Source organism: Polynucleobacter sp. 86C-FISCH, from assembly GCF_018882415.1.
Taxonomy (GTDB): Bacteria; Pseudomonadota; Gammaproteobacteria; order Burkholderiales; family Burkholderiaceae; genus Polynucleobacter.
This window is the reverse complement of the sequence record NZ_JACVOL010000001.1, coordinates 1894965-1910924: the sequence shown is the minus strand read 5'-3', so window position 1 is coordinate 1910924 and position 15960 is coordinate 1894965. Positions and strand designations below refer to the sequence as shown.

Genomic DNA, 15960 nt, shown 5'->3' with positions numbered 1-15960 from the left:
AGATGGATAATTTCTTGAACCTCGTTACCACCCAAGGTGAAGCTATTTTTGGTTCTTTGTGGCCATTGGTTTGGGCTTTGGTGCGCATCGTCATCATCGTATTGCCAATGTTTGGTTGCGTAGCTTACTTAACTCTCTGGGAAAGAAAGCTCATCGGTTGGATGCATATTCGTCTTGGACCAAACCGTGTTGGTCCATTAGGTTTGTTGCAGCCGATTGCAGATGCATTAAAGCTTTTGATGAAGGAGATTATTGCTCCTGCACAAGCAAGCAAAGTTCTTTATTTCATAGCGCCAATTATGGTGATCATGCCTGCGTTTGCAGCATGGGCAGTGATTCCATTTCAAGCCAAGATGGTTTTGGCTGATGTTAATGCTGGTTTGCTTTACATCATGGCCATTTCATCGATCGGTGTTTATGGTGTGATTTTGGCTGGTTGGTCATCTAACTCCAAATATCCATTCCTTGGCGCCATGCGCGCATCAGCCCAAATGATTTCATATGAAATTGCGATGGGCTTTGCATTGGTAACCGTGTTGCTGACTTCTGGTTCTCTAAACTTAAGCGCAATCGTTGCATCCCAAGAGCAGGGTGTATTTGCAGATATGGGATTGAATTTCCTATCTTGGAATTGGCTCCCATTGCTACCGATGTTTTTGATTTACTTTATTTCCGGCGTTGCTGAAACTAACCGTCATCCATTTGACGTGGTTGAGGGTGAGTCTGAGATTGTTGCTGGACACATGGTTGAGTACTCAGGCATGTCTTTTGCGATGTTCTTCTTGGCTGAATACGCCAACATGATTTTGATTGCTGCTGTTGCTTCAATCATGTTCCTAGGCGGTTGGTTGCCGATTGTTGATTTGCCAATCTTGCGCGATATTCCAGGTTTCTTCTGGTTATTTGGCAAGACTTTCTTCCTCTTGTCTTGTGTGATCTGGTTACGTGCCACATTGCCGCGCTATCGCTATGACCAAATCATGCGTTTGGGCTGGAAGATTTTTATTCCCATCTCCGTATTCTGGGTGGTTGTTATCGGCGCATGGGTTGTATCCCCATGGAATATTTGGAAATAAGTTGACCAATCATGTTTAAGAAAATTTCCCAATTCCTCGATAGCTTGATGCTCAAAGACATCCTTACTGGTATGTCGATTACCGGTCGCTATCTTTTCAAGCCAAAAATCACTGTTCAGTATCCAGATGAAAAGACGCCATTGTCTAATCGTTTCCGCGGTTTACATGCACTTCGTCGTTACGAAAATGGTGAAGAGCGCTGTATTGGTTGCAAACTCTGTGAAGCAGTATGTCCAGCCTATGCAATCACTATTGAAACCGCTGAACGTGATGATGGCACTCGTCGTACCAGTCGTTATGACATTGACTTAACAAAGTGTATTTTCTGCGGCTTCTGCGAAGAGGCGTGCCCAGTTGACGCGATTGTTGAAACCAATATTTTTGAATATTTCGGCGATAAGCGTGGCGACCTGTACTTCACTAAAGATATGCTTTTAGCTGTTGGCGATAAGTATGAAAAAGATATCGCCGCTAACCGTGCAGCTGATGCACCTTACCGTTAATCGAATCGAGCTGAACTGAATATGACATTCGATCCATCTACTTTGTTTGCTGTTTTCTTCTACGGCTTTGCGGGCTTACTTGTTATTTCTGCATTGCGCGTGATCACAGCTCGAAATCCAGTCCATGCAGCTTTATTTTTAGTCTTGGCTTTCTTCTGCGCCTCTGGCCTTTGGATGTTGCTTAAAGCCGAGTTTTTAAGTCTCGCCTTGATCTTGGTTTATGTTGGTGCAGTGATGGTTTTATTCCTTTTCGTGGTCATGATGCTCGATTTGGATTTAGAGCACTTGCGTCGTGACTTCAAAAAGTTCCTGCCAGTTGCCTTCTTGATGGGTGCTGTGATTGTTCTTGAGCTCTCTATAGTGATCATTCGTAGCTTCATCGGTACAAATGCGCCTGTGCAGCCGATGCCAGAAGAAATGATGGCAAACAATACGCAAGCTTTGGGCATGCTGATCTTTGTTGATTATGTTTATGCGTTTGAAGTTGCTGGAGTGATCTTGTTGGTAGCAATTATTGCTGCCGTTGCTTTGACCTTGCGTAATCGTAAGGACTCTAAGTCACAAAATATTCACGAACAAGTCAATGTGGTTGCGGCAGACCGTATGCGCATTGTGAAGATGGGTTCAGACATGGCTGCAAAGCAAGATACAAGAGGAGAGAAGAAATGAACATTACTCTCGCTCACTACTTAGTATTAAGTGCAATTCTCTTTGCAACTAGCGTGATTGGAATTTTCTTAAATCGTAAGAATGTGATCGTATTGCTGATGGCAATCGAATTGATGCTTCTTGCGGTCAACATGAACTTTGTTGCCTTCTCTCATTACTTGGGAGATATGGCAGGTCAAGTATTCGTATTCTTTATTTTGACAGTGGCAGCTGCTGAAGCGGCTATCGGCTTGGCAATTTTGGTTGTGCTCTTCCGTAAGGTTGACACCATTAATGCCGAAGATCTTGACCACCTTAAAGGCTAGTCATGCAATTGACCTTAAATATTCCCGTACTCTGCGCAATTCCTTTGGCGCCATTGGTTGGCTCCATCATTGCCGGATTCTTTGGCACTAAATTAGGTGGCAATCGCATCGGACACGGCGCAAGTCAATTTGTAACCATCTTGGGTGTCACAATTGCATTTGTTTTGTCTTGTAATGTTTTAGTTCAAGTGATGGATGGTTTCTATTTCAATGGAACCGTTTACCGCTGGATGCAATTGGGTGAGCTTAATCTGGATATCGGTTTCTTAATTGATCCGCTTACTGCGACGATGATGTGCGTAGTGACCTTTGTGTCGCTGATGGTTCACATTTACACCATTGGTTATATGCATGGTGAAGAGGGTTACAACCGCTTCTTCTCCTATATTTCCTTGTTTACCTTTGCCATGTTGATGTTGGTAATGAGTAATAACCTATTGCAGCTTTTCTTTGGTTGGGAAGCAGTTGGCGTAGTTTCTTATTTATTGATTGGCTTCTACTTTGAACGTCAGTCTGCAGTATTTGCCAATATGAAAGCTTTCTTGGTAAACCGCGTTGGTGACTTTGGTTTCATCCTTGGCATCGGTATTTTGTTAGCCAGCACAGGCTCGATGCAATATGACGTTATCTTTGCTCAGAATTCTGCTTTAGCAGCGCAAACGCTACCAGGTACAAGTTGGAATTTAATGACTGTTGCTTGCGTTTGCTTGTTCATTGGCGCCATGGGTAAATCAGCTCAATTTCCATTGCATGTTTGGTTGCCGGATTCAATGGAAGGCCCAACACCAATTTCTGCATTGATTCACGCTGCAACGATGGTTACCGCTGGCATCTTTATGGTGTCACGCATGTCGCCTTTATTTGAGTTGTCAGATGCTGCATTGAGCTTCATCTTAGTGATTGGTTCTATCACAGCACTCTTTATGGGCTTCCTTGGCATTGTCCAAAATGATATTAAGCGCGTAGTTGCTTATTCCACTTTGTCTCAATTGGGTTACATGACTGTTGCTCTGGGCGTTTCTGCTTACCCAGTAGCCATCTTCCACTTGATGACTCATGCATTCTTTAAGGCTTTATTGTTCCTTGCTGCTGGTAGCGTAATTCTTGGCATGCACCATGAACAAGACATGCGTAAGATGGGCGGCCTCTGGAAATACATGCCGATTACTTGCCTCATGATGTTGCTTGGCAACTTAGCGCTTGTAGGTACGCCATTCTTCTCAGGCTTTTATTCAAAAGACTCCATTATTGAAGCTGTGGCTGCAAGTCATATTCCTGGTTCTGGATTTGCATACTTTGCGGTTATGGCAAGCGTATTTGTCACTGCCTTGTATTCATTCCGTTTGTATTTCTATGTATTCCACGGCAAAGCACGCTGGGGTCACGATGATGCACACGCGCATGACCATCATCATGCAGAGCAGGGTGACGATCATGCGCACCACGGATTAGCTCCAGGTCAAAAGCCGCATGAGTCACCGTTTGTTGTGACCCTACCGTTGATCCTCTTGGCTATTCCTTCCGTGATCATTGGTTTCTACACAATCTCACCGTTGTTGTTCGGAACATTCTTTGGCGATTCAATCTTTATCGATTTGGCTCGCCATCCAGTGATGAAAGAATTGGAAGATGAATTCCACGGTCCAGTTGCTATGGCGATTCATGCATTTACTACGCCTGTATTGTTGTTGGTTGTGTTGGGTGTATTAACTGCTGCCATCGGCTACTTGTGGGCACCAAAGTTGCCAGGCAAGGTTGCAGAAGCATTTGCACCGATCAAGAAATTATTTGATAACAAATACTATCTCGATGAAATCAATCAAGCTGTATTTGCTAAGGGCCTCATTTGGATCGGTGGCTTCCTATGGCATCGCGGTGACCAAAAGGTTATCGATGGTTTCTTCGTTAACGGCAGTGCGCATGCAGTAGGGCGCTTTGCTGGAGTTATTCGCCATTTGCAATCCGGTTATCTGTATCACTATGCTTTCGCAATGATTGCGGGCCTAGCGGTATTGTTAGCTTGGGTTTTGTACGCTTATCTGCCTTTTGTTCGCTAGGCCTTTGTTACTTAAGTAGCCACTATGATTCTTTCTTACGCCATCTGGACCCCGATTGTCTTTGGACTCATTATTTTGTTTTATGGGTCTGAGAAGCCAACTGCCGGCGTACGCTGGTTAGCTCTTATCGGTGCCGTACTCGGCTTTATTGCAACCCTGCCTTTGATCTTGCAATTTGATATTGCAAATCCTGGCATGCAGTTTGTTGAAAAGATTAGCTGGATTCCGCGCTACGACATTAACTATTACCTGGGTATCGACGGTATCTCTGTTTGGTTTATCGTTCTCACTGCTTTCATCAACATCATTGTGGTGATTGCAGCATGGGAAGTCATTGAAACCAAAGTGTCTCAATACATGGCTTCTTTCATGATCCTATCTGGATTAATGATTGGCGTATTTTGTGCCCTTGATGCCTTATTGTTTTACGTATTCTTTGAAGCAACGTTGATACCTATGTACATCATTATTGGTGTGTGGGGCGGCCATAATCGTATTTACGCTGCATTCAAGTTCTTCTTGTACACATTGCTTGGCTCTTTGCTTACATTGATTGCCATGCTGTACCTGTACAACGTAACCAATACCTTTGATATCTTGGCATGGCAAAACGCACGCTTAGACATCGTTGAGCAGATTCTATTATTTGCTGCGTTCTTTATGGCGTTTGCTGTGAAAGTGCCAATGTGGCCATTGCACACTTGGTTGCCAGACGTACACGTAGAAGCTCCAACTGGTGGCTCCGTAGTCTTGGCTGCAATTATGTTGAAACTCGGTGCTTACGGCTTCCTGCGTTTCTCATTACCTATCGCACCTGATGCAAGCCAATATTTGGGGCCATTTGTAATCTTCCTATCCTTGGTTGCTGTGATCTATGTAGGTGCTGTTGCCTTAGTCCAGAAGGATATGAAAAAGCTGGTTGCATATTCCTCTGTAGCGCATATGGGTTTTGTAACCCTAGGCTTCTTCCTCTTTAGCCCTTTGGGTATTGAGGGTGGCATCGTGCAGATGATTTCACACGGCTTTGTTGCTGGCGCAATGTTCCTTTCTATTGGCGTGCTTTATGACCGTATGCACACCCGTCAGATCGCTGATTACGGTGGCGTTGTACACCGTATGCCTGCATTTACTGCATTTGCAGTATTGATGGCAATGGCTAACTGCGGCTTACCTGCAACCTCTGGTTTCGTAGGCGAGTTTATGGTTATTTTGGCTGCTGTTGATTATGACTTCGTCATTGGTATCTTGGCTGCAACAGCCTTGATCCTTGGTGCTGCGTATTCTTTATGGATGGTCAAGCGCGTATTTTTCGGCACGATCAATAACGCTCATGTAGAAGAATTGAAAGACTTAAACTGCCGTGAATATTTCTTGATGGCAGTTCTATCGATCTGCGTGATTGGTATGGGCGTTTATCCAAAACCATTCACCGACATCATTCATCCAGCTGTGATTAATCTACTACAGCATGTTGCTGTTAGCAAACTCTGAGTAAGCGCAAATGCAAGCATTCGACCTATACGCCATCCTGCCGGAACTTGTTTTACTGATTGCAACCTGTTTGCTGCTAGTTGCAAGTGTTTACGTTCCTGAAAGAGTGATATCAACTCCTGGTGTAGAGCAAGACGTTTTCCATACCCCGCGTGGCGTTGGATTTGTTTATTTCTTCACAATCATTTTGTTGGTTTACTTGGTCCTCGCTTTTGTGGGCCGTATGGGCGATCCAGCTTTAGTCGCAATGAATGGACTATTCCAGTCTGATCCTTTCTCAAACTTGCTTAAAGCGTGTTCTTGCATTGCTGTATTGGTAAGCTTGATTTATTCCAAGCAGTATTTGATGGACCGCGCTTTATTCCGTCCGGACTTCATCGTGTTGGCTTTACTTGCCTTGCTTGGCCAATTTGTATTGATCTCTGGCGCAAATCTGTTGACCTTGTATCTTGGTCTTGAGTTAATGGCTTTGCCAACATACGCTTTAGTGGCAATGCGACATAGTAGTGAGAAGAGTGTTGAGGCTGGTATTAAGTATTTCATCTTGGGTGCATTGGCGTCAGGCTTCTTGCTTTATGGCATGTCCATGCTCTATGGCGTTACTGGCTCTTTGGATCTCATTGAAATTTTCAAGGTAGTAGCCGATCCTAGAGTTAACCACTTGGTCATGGCATTCGGCTTGGTATTCATCGTAGCCGGCTTAGCATTTAAATTAGGTGTAGTGCCTTTTCATATGTGGGTACCTGATGTTTATCAAGGTGCGCCAACGGCTGTTACATTGATGATTGCCGCAGCTCCAAAGCTGGCTGCTTTTGCATTGCTATTCCGTTTACTGGTAAACACCTTATTGCCATTACTAGGCGACTGGCAGCCAATGTTGGTATTGCTGGCAGTCTTATCTCTTGTTGTAGGTAACGTTACTGCGATCGCTCAAACTAACGTGAAGCGTATGCTGGCTTACTCAGCTATTGCGCAAATGGGCTTTGTTCTTTTAGGTATGTTGTCTGTATTTGATGATCATGCTTTTAGTGCTGCAATGTTCTACGCCATTACTTATGTTTTGACTACTCTAGGCACCTTCGGTCTATTGATGGTGCTGTCACGTAAGGGTTATGACTGCGAAACCCTGGATGGCTTAAAAGGTCTTAATAAGAAGCACCCATGGTTTGCCTTCATTGGCCTTGTGATGATGTTCTCATTGGCTGGTATTCCACCTACAGTAGGCTTTGCCGCTAAGTTGGGTGTTCTTGAGGCCTTGGTTGATGCGGAGCATACATTCTTGGCTGTAATTGCTGTGATTGCATCCTTGATCGGCGCTTTCTACTACCTCAGAGTAGTCAAGGTAATGTACTTTGATGAGCCTGAGCATGAGATCACTGTTAGTGGCTCTGGTTTTGCTAAAGGCATCTTGGGTTTAAATAGCATTCTGGTATTGGCAATCGGTATTGTTCCTGCTGGATTAATGGGGCTATGCTTAGATGCTATGCGTCGCACTTTATTGGGCTCCTAATACAAGATCCAATGTAAATAAAGGCTCCTTAGGGAGCCTTTATTGTTTATGACATTGAAGTGTCATGGCTATTTTGTATGATGATGTCATCGATTTTCAAGAGGAATATGTAAATGACTGAGAAATCATTTAAAGATCTACCATCAGGAGATTCTCATTTGCGCGAAGAGCGCATTTCTGGCGAAGATATTTATGGTGGAATCTTCCTGAAAATGAAGCGTGACAAGATTGCCTTGCCGAATGGCGAAGAGGCTGTGCGCGAATACTTAACTCACCCGGGGGCTGTGGCTATTGTTGCAATTCTTGATGATGGTAGGGTACTGCTTGAGCGCCAATATCGCTACCCAATCGCAAAAGCTTGTAAAGAGATTCCAGCCGGTAAGCTAGAGGTTGGTGAAGATCATCTTCTGTGCGCTAAAAGAGAACTCGAGGAAGAGACGGGCTACACAGCCAGGAAGTGGAGTTACATTCGCCGTATTCATCCAGTCATATCGTACTCAACCGAATTTATTGATATTTATCTGGCTGAAAACTTGGTCCCCGGCAAGAGTCATCTTGACGATGAGGAATTCTTGGACGTCTTTGCGGCTCCCTTGGAGCAGTTAATCGGGTGGGTTGAGGATGGCGAGATTACGGACGTTAAAACAACGATTTCAGCCTATTGGCTCGATCGTTATCGCAGAGGCTTAGTCAAGCCAACCCCGATCGAATAGGACATTCCCAAACCCGATTAAAATAGGGGTATTGAATTAATCGTTTTTGCCCTTATATACGTTTTATGAAAGTCTATAACTTAGCTTGCCCGTTAGATCACCGTTTTGAAGGGTGGTTCGCTTCGGAAGAGGATTGTCTTGCCCAGCAAGACAAGGGGATGCTTGCTTGTCCGGTTTGTGACAGCACTGAAATTACCCGGATGCCTTCAGCACCGCATATTGGTAAATCATCTTCTACAGAACTGGCTATACCTAAAGTTGAATCTGAAAATCTGAGTGGAGGCGTAGTTGCTCTTACTGGTAGTGATCATTCCCAGCTAGAGGCGCAAGTCCAAGCAGCCTTCTTGAAGGGCATGAGAGAGCTGATGGGGCGCTCAGAAGATGTCGGCGATTCTTTTGCTGACGAAGCTAGAAAGATTCACTACAAAGAATCTCCCGAGAGAAGCATTCGCGGTCAGACAACTTTGGATGAGGCTGAGGCCTTAAGAGAAGAGGGTATCGATGTGCTATCAATGCCAATGATCCCAGCATTAAAAAATACCCTTCAGTAACAGTCTTTATAAAAAACCAGCAATTAAAAAAGCGATCCTAAGATCGCTTTTTATACTATTTACATCCAAGAATTACTTAGAGGTAGGCATCACAAACTCTGCGCCCTTAGCAATGCTTTCAGGCCAGCGTTGCATTACGCTCTTTTGCTTGGTGTAGAAACGGACACCTTCTTTGCCATATGCATGCATATCGCCAAAGATGGATTTTTTCCAGCCACCAAAACCATGCCACGCCATTGGCACTGGAATAGGTACGTTAATACCAACCATGCCAACTTGAACGCGACGCGCAAACTCACGAGCAATATTGCCATCACTAGTGAAGCAAGCAACACCATTGCCGAATTCGCAAGAATTCACTAGGTTGAGTGCATCTGTAAAGTTGGCAACACGCAGGCAAGACAATACTGGTCCAAAGATTTCCTCTAGGTAGATCTTCATATCGGGGGTGACATTGTCAAATAATGTGCCGCCAATGAAGAAGCCATTTTCATTACCAGGAACTTTGAGGCCGCGACCATCTACCAATAGTTTTGCGCCAGAAGCTACACCACTTTCGATATAGCCAGTAATGCGCTCAAGAGCTGCCTTAGAGACGATTGGACCCATTTCGGCATCAAGCTCCATGCCGTTCTTCACTTTTAACGTTTTAGTGCGTTCGATCAGTTTTGGCATGATCTTTTCAGCAACATCACCAACCAAGACTGCTACAGAGATCGCCATGCAGCGTTCGCCAGCTGAGCCGTAAGCGGCGCCAACCAATGCGTCAATCGCTTTTTCAATATCGGCGTCAGGCATGATGACCATGTGATTCTTAGCCCCACCTAATGCTTGTGAACGTTTGCCGAAATGAGCGCAGCGCTCATAAATGTAGTTGGCAATTGGGGTAGAGCCTACAAAGCTCACAGCCTTAACATCTGGATTTTCAATCAATGCATCAACTGCCTCTTTGTCGCCTTGGACCACGTTGAATACGCCATCAGGAAGACCGGCTTCCTTGAGGAGTTTAGCCATAAACAGAGATGCAGTTGGGTCGGTAGGGCTAGGCTTCAGAATGAATGTATTGCCGCAAGCAATTGCCATTGGGAACATCCACATTGGAACCATGACAGGGAAGTTAAATGGAGTGATACCAGCAACTACGCCTAATGGCTGACGCATTACCCAGTTATCAATGTCTGTAGAAACTTGTTCGGTGTAATCACCTTTGAGCAATTCTGGAATGCCAGTCGCAAATTCCACAATTTCAATTCCGCGAGTAACTTCGCCTTGGGCATCGGTAAATACTTTGCCATGCTCAGCTGTAATGATCGCAGCCAATTCATCGCGATTGGCGTTTAAGAGTTCTAAGTACTTAAACAAGATACGGGAACGGCGTAATGGGCTAGTTTGGCTCCAGGTCTCAAAAGCTTTTTGCGCAACCGCTACAGCTGCATCGACTTCCTTGCGACTAGCAAGGGCGACGCGGCGAGCTACAGACCCTTTGGTAGGGTTGTATACATCGGCAAAACGGCCATCTTTAGGATTAACTACATTGCCACCAACAAAGTGGCCAATATCTTCTTTTGATTCAAAGGCTTGAGGTGCGTTCATAGTCTCTTGTAGTGAGTGTTTATAGGATTATTGGTAAAAAAGACGCCCGGCTATATGGCCTGCACGACTTTGCTATCTCGTTTATTCTGCTTTTTAAGTATTTTATAGCTTTACGGCAATTTTCGTATTTTGACCCTTATTTGGGCTTTTTAAGGCATTCAATGAGTCTTTTATTCTCTAGTTACACCCTCAATTCGCCACGTGGACCCCTGGAGCTGGCTAATCGCATAGTAGTGGCTCCAATGTGCCAATACTCAGCTAGTAACGGCGAGGCAACAGACTGGCATCTAATGCATTGGGGTAATTTACTCAATAGCGGCGCAGCACTTTTCATTATTGAAGCAACGGGCGTTAGCCCGGAGGCTCGTATAACTCCTGCTTGCTTAGGTCTCTGGGATGACCGCACAGAAACGGCGCTAAAAGATAAATTAACTCGAGCGCGCACCTTGGCCCCCGCTGTACCAGTTTTTATCCAGCTAGCTCATGCAGGTCGTAAAGCCTCTAGCGCCACTCCTTGGAATGGTGGTCAACTGCTTTCCAAAGATCAAGGTGGCTGGGAAACGCTAGCGCCTTCAGCTATTCCGCAGTTAGACGGAGAGCGCCCACCTCATGAATTAAGCAAGGATGAGCTAAAGAAGTTGATTGCTGATTTTGTTGCATCAGCCAAGCGCGCAGATCGCATTGGTATTGATGGCATTGAACTTCATGGTGCACATGGTTATTTATTGCATCAATTTCTATCGCCGATTGCCAATCAACGTACCGATGAATACGGTGGTTCGTTTGAAAATCGGATTCGCTTTCCACTGGAGCTATTTGCAGCTGTAAGAGCTGCTTATCAAGGCGTTCTTGGCATCCGAATTTCCGCTAGCGATTGGATAGAGGGAGGGTGGACCCCCGAAGAGACTGCAGATTTTGCTAAACAACTGAAGCCATTGGGCTGTGATTTTGTTCATATCTCTTCAGGCGGTATTTCTCCTCAGCAGAAAATTGCGATTGGCCCAAACTATCAGGTGCCGTTTGCAAAGATTGTTAAGGATCAATCTGGTTTGCCAACCATGACAGTTGGTTTAATTACAGAGCCTCAGCAAGCCGAAGATATTTTGCAAGCGGGTGATGCGGATTTAATTGCATTAGCAAGGGCTTTTTTATATAAGCCACGTTGGGCTTGGGAGGCTGCTGCGGCTTTGGATGGAACGGTTACAGCAAATGAGCGTTATTGGCGCTGCTTGCCGCGTGAAGCGCAAGCGGTATTTGGTAGTGTAAAAATTGGGCAAAGATAAGTTTCAATAATTAAAATCTGGAGACACTGATGAATAAATATAAAGTTTTAGGAAATGTATTAGCGGTATTAAGCTTCGGCTTGGCAGGGTTGGCATCCGCTCAGTCATTTCCGGATAGGCCGATTACTTTGGTTGTTCCTAATCCACCAGGTGGATTGGTTGATACCTCAGCGCGTTTGTTGAGCGAGCCATTGACAAGAGTAATTGGTCAAACCGTAGTAGTCGATAACAAGCCAGGCGCTAGCGGAAATATTGCGTATCAATATGTCGCCAATGCAAAGCCTGATGGATACACTTTATTAATTTCTTACTCTGGATACCACGTAGGTAACCCTGCATTATTTGACAAGCTAGCCTGGGATCCCATTAAAGACTTTTCACCTGTAGCTTTGTTAACTGTCTCAACTAATGTGATTGCAGTGCACCCATCGGTGCCGGTTAATAACCTGAAGGAGTTCATTGCATACGCAAAAGCAAATCCAGGTAAATTAAATTACGCATCACAAGGTAACGGTTCGGTTTCTCATATTGGTACCGAGATCTTCAAGCAAACCACTGGCGTAGAAATGGTGCATGTTCCCTACAAGGGATCGGGGCCTGCAATTCAAGACGTATTGGCAGGGCAGGTTCAAGTATTTATTAGTACACCGCCTTCTTTGATGCAGCATGTGCAAAGTGGAAAGCTAAAAGGTTTGGCTGTTACTGGAAAAAATCGTCATCCCGGCATGCCTAATGTACCAACCGCTGCAGAAGCAGGCCTTCCTTCGTTTCAGCTAGAGTCTTGGGTTGCCTTATATGCGCCAGCAGGTACGCCAGCACCTGTTATTGCAAAACTGACGAACTCAGTAAAACAGAGTTTAGCGTTACCAGAGGTGAAAGAGCGTTCCGATGCAGCTGGAGTAGAGCTGCGTTATCTCAATCCAGCGCAAACTGATGCTTTGGTGAAGAAAGAAATTCCTTTCTGGGGTAAAGCAATTAAAGCGGCAAACATAACGCTTGACTGATCTTGCTCTATGCCTGGTCTCTTAAAGTGGGATCAGGCAGAGCATGTACGAAAGCTCTTGCTGCGCTTAAAAGAAAATGATCTTTGCCTGGCCCAGCTATGAGCTGCACGCCAACGGGTAATCCATTGGGACCGCTGGCTACATTGATGTTAATACAAGGCAATCCCAAGAGAGTCCATTCTCGACAGAAGACTGGATCGCCGGTCCCTTCTTTTAAATCGGGCGCTTCACCCGTAGCGCTGGGAGCTATTAATAGATCAACCTCATCATTGAATAATGCGTTGATGGATGATTTTGCATTGTCTGCAAACAGCAAATCTTTTGCGTACTGCTCATAACTAATTGCAGCGCCGTCAGTAAGTTGCTTGCTCAATATCAAACTTAATTTCTTTGGATAGTGGGTTCGCTCAAATAGAAAGCTACGAGACATTTCGGAGAGCATGATGCGAGTTTGTACTTGTGTGATGTCATCACAGGATTTGGGCAGCTTTAAGTCCACAACAGTGGATTTAGCAATGCGCTCCGCCGCATGCCGTGCTACCGCCATTGCAGTTGCAGTTTCCTGTTGGGCGAGAGACCAGTTTGAAGTCTTGCAAATGGCAATGCGGGGTTTGTTATGCAGCGTCTCAATCTTTGCAAGACGATGATCGCCGCTCATGGCTGCAACACCTAACCCTACATCCTCTACAGTCCTGCCAAAGCATCCCAAAGTATCCAACGTGACCGAAAGGCTCTTCACGCCTGCAATACTGACTTTACCCAAGCTCGGCTTAAAGCCTACTACGCCACAATAGGATGCTGGACGAATCACAGAGCCAGCTGTTTGACTGCCAGTCGCTAGTGGCACCATGAAGTCGGCAACCGCTGCGGCAGAACCGCTAGAGGATCCTCCGGGCGTGTGCCTTGAATTATGCGGATTTGTTGTTGGACCACTTTTAAAGGATGCCAACTCTGTAGTAACCGTTTTACCGAGAATGATGCCGCCTGCCTGTCGTATTAATGCAATTGAGACGGCATCGGCTACTGGATAGTGATTGGCGTAGATGGGAGAGCCGTAAGAGGTTGGCAAGTCATAGGTGTCATATAGATCTTTCACACCGATAGGCAGGCCATGCAAAATGCCCTTAAATGCCCCTTTATCAAGCTCTTTGGCACGCGTTAAGGCATTTTCCTTGCCAAGACTCGTCCAAGCCTTTACATGATTCTCCCGTTGTCCTATGCGGTCTAGGCAGGAGAGCAGCAAATCAGTGGCCTTTATCTCTCTTTTAGAGAGGGCTTTAATAGCTTGGGAGGCGCTGAGGCTTTCTAGATCTTTCATTGGTTCATTCTACTTATGGTGGCGTATGATCGCAATTTAAGCTTTTTTGTCCCAGAAATTCGATAGAAGATAAGTTAGATGAAGCAACATACAGTACGTGAAGCATGGCTTGAGGATGCAGTAAGGCATTTGGAGCCAGTATTTTCAAAAGCGGGTTACGCGATCCCTCCGGTCAGGGTTTCTTGTGGCTTTCCAGCCTCTAGCAGCCCCAGAACAACGCTCGGTCAGTGTTGGCCTCGCGAGCGATCTGGTGGTGGTGTTAATGAGATTTTTATCTCCCCTAAATTAGATGAGCCGGTACAGCTTTTGGATACCTTAGTGCATGAGCTTTGCCATGCTGTAGATGACTGTTTTAGTGGCCATGGCGAGGATTTCAAGGGAATTGCTCAGACGGTCGGTCTAGAAGGCCCAGCCCGAATGGCTCATGCTACTGAAGAATTAACGGTAAAGCTGATGATGATTAGCCAGGAATTAGGGCCATACCCACATCAAGCCATCGTCTTTCCGCCTCCTAGGCCGAGCAATGCTAGTCGTAGCAAAGCAAAATGCAGTCAGTGCGGTTACGAGGTTACATTGCTTAAAAAATGGGCTAGCTATGGCGCACCAATTTGCCCGAAAGATAATATTCGCATGCTAGAGGCCGTTCCAGAGACTATTGAAAATACCTCTGATTACGATACCGATTCTGTAGAAAAAGGTAGTAAAAAGGCGCCGGATGAGATCCGCCGCGCAATTAGCTAGAAATTTGTAAAATTCATATTCACCAAAAATAAAAAGAGACAAGCCACCCATGAACGCAAAGAAAATTTTTAAAAATCCAAAGATTGCCGTTATTCCTGGCGATGGTATTGGTAAAGAAGTTATGCCTGAGGGTGTTCGCGCACTTGAGGCTGCCAATCGTAAATTTAATCTCGGAATGCAGTTTGATCATTTTGACTTTGCAAGCTGTGATTACTACCTCAAGCACGGCAAAATGATGCCAGATGATTGGTTTGATACTTTAATGAAGTACGACGCAATCTTCTTTGGCGCAGTTGGAATGCCGGACATTCTTCCTGACCACGTTTCTTTGTGGGGCAGCTTAATTCAGTTCCGCCGCGGCTTTGATCAATATGTCAATTTACGTCCAGTGCGCTTGCTGCCGGGTGTTCCTTGTCCATTAGCTAATCGCAAGCCTGGTGATATTGATTTCTTTGTTGTGCGTGAGAATACTGAAGGCGAATACTCTAGTGTTGGTGGAAAAATGTTCCCTGATACGGATCGTGAAATTGTTATTCAGGAATCCGTTTTCACAAGACAAGGCGTAGATCGTATTTTGCAATACGCATTTGATCTTGCACAAAGTCGCCCTAAGAAGCACCTCACTTCAGCTACGAAATCAAACGGTATTGCTATTACGATGCCATATTGGGATGAGCGCGTAGAGGCAATGTCGAAGAAGTTTGCTGATGTTAGAGCAGACAAGTATCACATTGATATTCTGGCGGCACACTTTGTTATGAATCCAGATCGTTTCGATGTAGTTGTCGCAAGCAATTTATTTGGCGACATCCTTTCTGACTTAGGTCCTGCTTGTACCGGTACGATTGCTGTAGCACCATCGGGAAGTATTAATCCAGAAGGCAAGTTTCCATCATTGTTTGAACCTGTGCATGGATCTGCACCTGATATCTTTGGCAAGATGATTGCCAATCCGATTGGTCAAATTTGGAGCGGGGCGATGATGCTCGATCACCTTGGCTATCCAGAGGCTGGCAAAGCTATATTTACGGCGATTGAAAAGGTATTGGCTTCTGGCCCTAGAAATGCACCATTGACGCCTGATCTAGGCGGAACAGCTAAGACTGATGATTTAGGCAAGGCTATTGCCGCAGCAATCTAATTAGA

The 15960-nt window shown here is 45.2% G+C and carries 15 protein-coding genes; 13 read left to right on the top strand and 2 right to left on the bottom strand.

What is annotated here, in order from left to right:
* The first annotated feature begins 2 nt into the window (after nucleotides 1–2).
* The 9 genes from nuoH to ICN10_RS09625 all read left to right on the top strand — a co-directional run bounded on the left by nuoH (nucleotide 3) and on the right by ICN10_RS09625 (nucleotide 8875).
* Nucleotides 3–1076, top strand: coding sequence for an NADH-quinone oxidoreductase subunit NuoH (gene nuoH / locus ICN10_RS09665; protein ID WP_215350011.1), 1074 nt, complete (start codon nucleotides 3–5; stop codon nucleotides 1074–1076).
* An 11-nt stretch (nucleotides 1077–1087) separates the two neighbouring features.
* Complete coding sequence (gene nuoI, locus ICN10_RS09660) at nucleotides 1088–1579, top strand: NADH-quinone oxidoreductase subunit NuoI (RefSeq protein ID WP_215350009.1); 492 nt, start codon at nucleotides 1088–1090, stop codon at nucleotides 1577–1579.
* A 21-nt stretch (nucleotides 1580–1600) separates the two neighbouring features.
* Entirely contained in the window at nucleotides 1601–2248 is a 648-nt protein-coding gene (locus tag ICN10_RS09655; protein ID WP_068323033.1) for an NADH-quinone oxidoreductase subunit J, read from the top strand.
* The gene (gene nuoK / locus ICN10_RS09650) at nucleotides 2245–2553 is read left to right on the top strand and encodes an NADH-quinone oxidoreductase subunit NuoK (protein WP_114689749.1); all 309 of its coding nucleotides are present in this window, start codon (nucleotides 2245–2247) and stop codon (nucleotides 2551–2553) included. The genes ICN10_RS09655 and nuoK overlap by 4 nt, the downstream gene beginning before the upstream one ends.
* A gap of 2 nt (nucleotides 2554–2555) precedes the next feature.
* Nucleotides 2556–4610, top strand: a complete 2055-nt coding sequence (gene nuoL, locus ICN10_RS09645) for an NADH-quinone oxidoreductase subunit L (RefSeq protein WP_216214960.1) — start codon at nucleotides 2556–2558, stop codon at nucleotides 4608–4610.
* Nucleotides 4611–4634: 24 nt separating this feature from the next.
* Nucleotides 4635–6101 carry an NADH-quinone oxidoreductase subunit M gene (locus ICN10_RS09640; RefSeq protein ID WP_216214959.1) on the top strand — a complete coding sequence of 489 codons (1467 nt, stop codon included), beginning with the start codon at nucleotides 4635–4637 and terminating at the stop codon, nucleotides 6099–6101.
* 10 nt (nucleotides 6102–6111) lie between these two features.
* Nucleotides 6112–7611 carry an NADH-quinone oxidoreductase subunit NuoN gene (gene nuoN / locus ICN10_RS09635; RefSeq protein WP_216214957.1) on the top strand — a complete coding sequence of 500 codons (1500 nt, stop codon included), beginning with the start codon at nucleotides 6112–6114 and terminating at the stop codon, nucleotides 7609–7611.
* A 113-nt stretch (nucleotides 7612–7724) separates the two neighbouring features.
* A complete protein-coding gene (locus tag ICN10_RS09630; protein WP_216214955.1) occupies nucleotides 7725–8324 on the top strand; it encodes an NUDIX domain-containing protein in 600 nt (199 codons plus the stop codon).
* A 65-nt stretch (nucleotides 8325–8389) separates the two neighbouring features.
* Nucleotides 8390–8875, top strand: a complete 486-nt coding sequence (locus tag ICN10_RS09625; protein ID WP_216214954.1) for a DUF1178 family protein — start codon at nucleotides 8390–8392, stop codon at nucleotides 8873–8875.
* Between the two features lie 72 nt (nucleotides 8876–8947).
* Here ICN10_RS09625 and ICN10_RS09620 read toward each other — a convergent pair whose 3' ends face one another.
* Nucleotides 8948–10468: a CoA-acylating methylmalonate-semialdehyde dehydrogenase gene (locus tag ICN10_RS09620; protein WP_216214952.1), complete on the bottom strand. Its 1521-nt coding sequence runs from the start codon at nucleotides 10466–10468 to the stop codon at nucleotides 8948–8950.
* A 161-nt stretch (nucleotides 10469–10629) separates the two neighbouring features.
* Here ICN10_RS09620 and ICN10_RS09615 point away from each other — a divergent pair, with 161 nt between their 5' ends.
* Nucleotides 10630–11751, top strand: coding sequence for an NADH:flavin oxidoreductase/NADH oxidase (locus ICN10_RS09615; protein ID WP_216214951.1), 1122 nt, complete (start codon nucleotides 10630–10632; stop codon nucleotides 11749–11751).
* 29 nt (nucleotides 11752–11780) lie between these two features.
* Nucleotides 11781–12755 carry a tripartite tricarboxylate transporter substrate binding protein gene (locus ICN10_RS09610; protein WP_216214950.1) on the top strand — a complete coding sequence of 325 codons (975 nt, stop codon included), beginning with the start codon at nucleotides 11781–11783 and terminating at the stop codon, nucleotides 12753–12755.
* A gap of 7 nt (nucleotides 12756–12762) precedes the next feature.
* Here ICN10_RS09610 and ICN10_RS09605 read toward each other — a convergent pair whose 3' ends face one another.
* Nucleotides 12763–14073, bottom strand: a complete 1311-nt coding sequence (locus ICN10_RS09605; RefSeq protein ID WP_216214949.1) for an amidase — start codon at nucleotides 14071–14073, stop codon at nucleotides 12763–12765.
* Between the two features lie 78 nt (nucleotides 14074–14151).
* On the opposite strand from ICN10_RS09605, the gene ICN10_RS09600 reads away from it, so the two are divergent.
* A complete protein-coding gene (locus tag ICN10_RS09600; protein WP_216214948.1) occupies nucleotides 14152–14814 on the top strand; it encodes a SprT family zinc-dependent metalloprotease in 663 nt (220 codons plus the stop codon).
* A 49-nt stretch (nucleotides 14815–14863) separates the two neighbouring features.
* Entirely contained in the window at nucleotides 14864–15955 is a 1092-nt protein-coding gene (locus tag ICN10_RS09595; protein ID WP_216861081.1) for a tartrate dehydrogenase, read from the top strand.
* Nucleotides 15956–15960: the final 5 nt, after the last annotated feature.

Excerpts from the sequence above, each read along its gene's own strand:
- ICN10_RS09640 (WP_216214959.1), top strand. The coding sequence starts at position 4,635 with ATGATTCTTTCTTACGCCATCTGGACCCCGATTGTCTTTGGACTCATT.
- ICN10_RS09595 (WP_216861081.1), top strand. The coding sequence starts at position 14,864 with ATGAACGCAAAGAAAATTTTTAAAAATCCAAAGATTGCCGTTATTCCT.
- ICN10_RS09610 (WP_216214950.1), top strand. The coding sequence starts at position 11,781 with ATGAATAAATATAAAGTTTTAGGAAATGTATTAGCGGTATTAAGCTTC.
- ICN10_RS09630 (WP_216214955.1), top strand. The coding sequence starts at position 7,725 with ATGACTGAGAAATCATTTAAAGATCTACCATCAGGAGATTCTCATTTG.
- nuoK (WP_114689749.1), top strand. The coding sequence starts at position 2,245 with ATGAACATTACTCTCGCTCACTACTTAGTATTAAGTGCAATTCTCTTT.
- ICN10_RS09615 (WP_216214951.1), top strand. The coding sequence starts at position 10,630 with ATGAGTCTTTTATTCTCTAGTTACACCCTCAATTCGCCACGTGGACCC.
- ICN10_RS09625 (WP_216214954.1), top strand. The coding sequence starts at position 8,390 with ATGAAAGTCTATAACTTAGCTTGCCCGTTAGATCACCGTTTTGAAGGG.
- nuoI (WP_215350009.1), top strand. The coding sequence starts at position 1,088 with ATGTTTAAGAAAATTTCCCAATTCCTCGATAGCTTGATGCTCAAAGAC.
- ICN10_RS09655 (WP_068323033.1), top strand. The coding sequence starts at position 1,601 with ATGACATTCGATCCATCTACTTTGTTTGCTGTTTTCTTCTACGGCTTT.
- ICN10_RS09600 (WP_216214948.1), top strand. The coding sequence starts at position 14,152 with ATGAAGCAACATACAGTACGTGAAGCATGGCTTGAGGATGCAGTAAGG.
- nuoN (WP_216214957.1), top strand. The coding sequence starts at position 6,112 with ATGCAAGCATTCGACCTATACGCCATCCTGCCGGAACTTGTTTTACTG.
- ICN10_RS09620 (WP_216214952.1), bottom strand. The coding sequence starts at position 10,468 with ATGAACGCACCTCAAGCCTTTGAATCAAAAGAAGATATTGGCCACTTT.
- nuoH (WP_215350011.1), top strand. The coding sequence starts at position 3 with ATGGATAATTTCTTGAACCTCGTTACCACCCAAGGTGAAGCTATTTTT.
- ICN10_RS09605 (WP_216214949.1), bottom strand. The coding sequence starts at position 14,073 with ATGAAAGATCTAGAAAGCCTCAGCGCCTCCCAAGCTATTAAAGCCCTC.
- nuoL (WP_216214960.1), top strand. The coding sequence starts at position 2,556 with ATGCAATTGACCTTAAATATTCCCGTACTCTGCGCAATTCCTTTGGCG.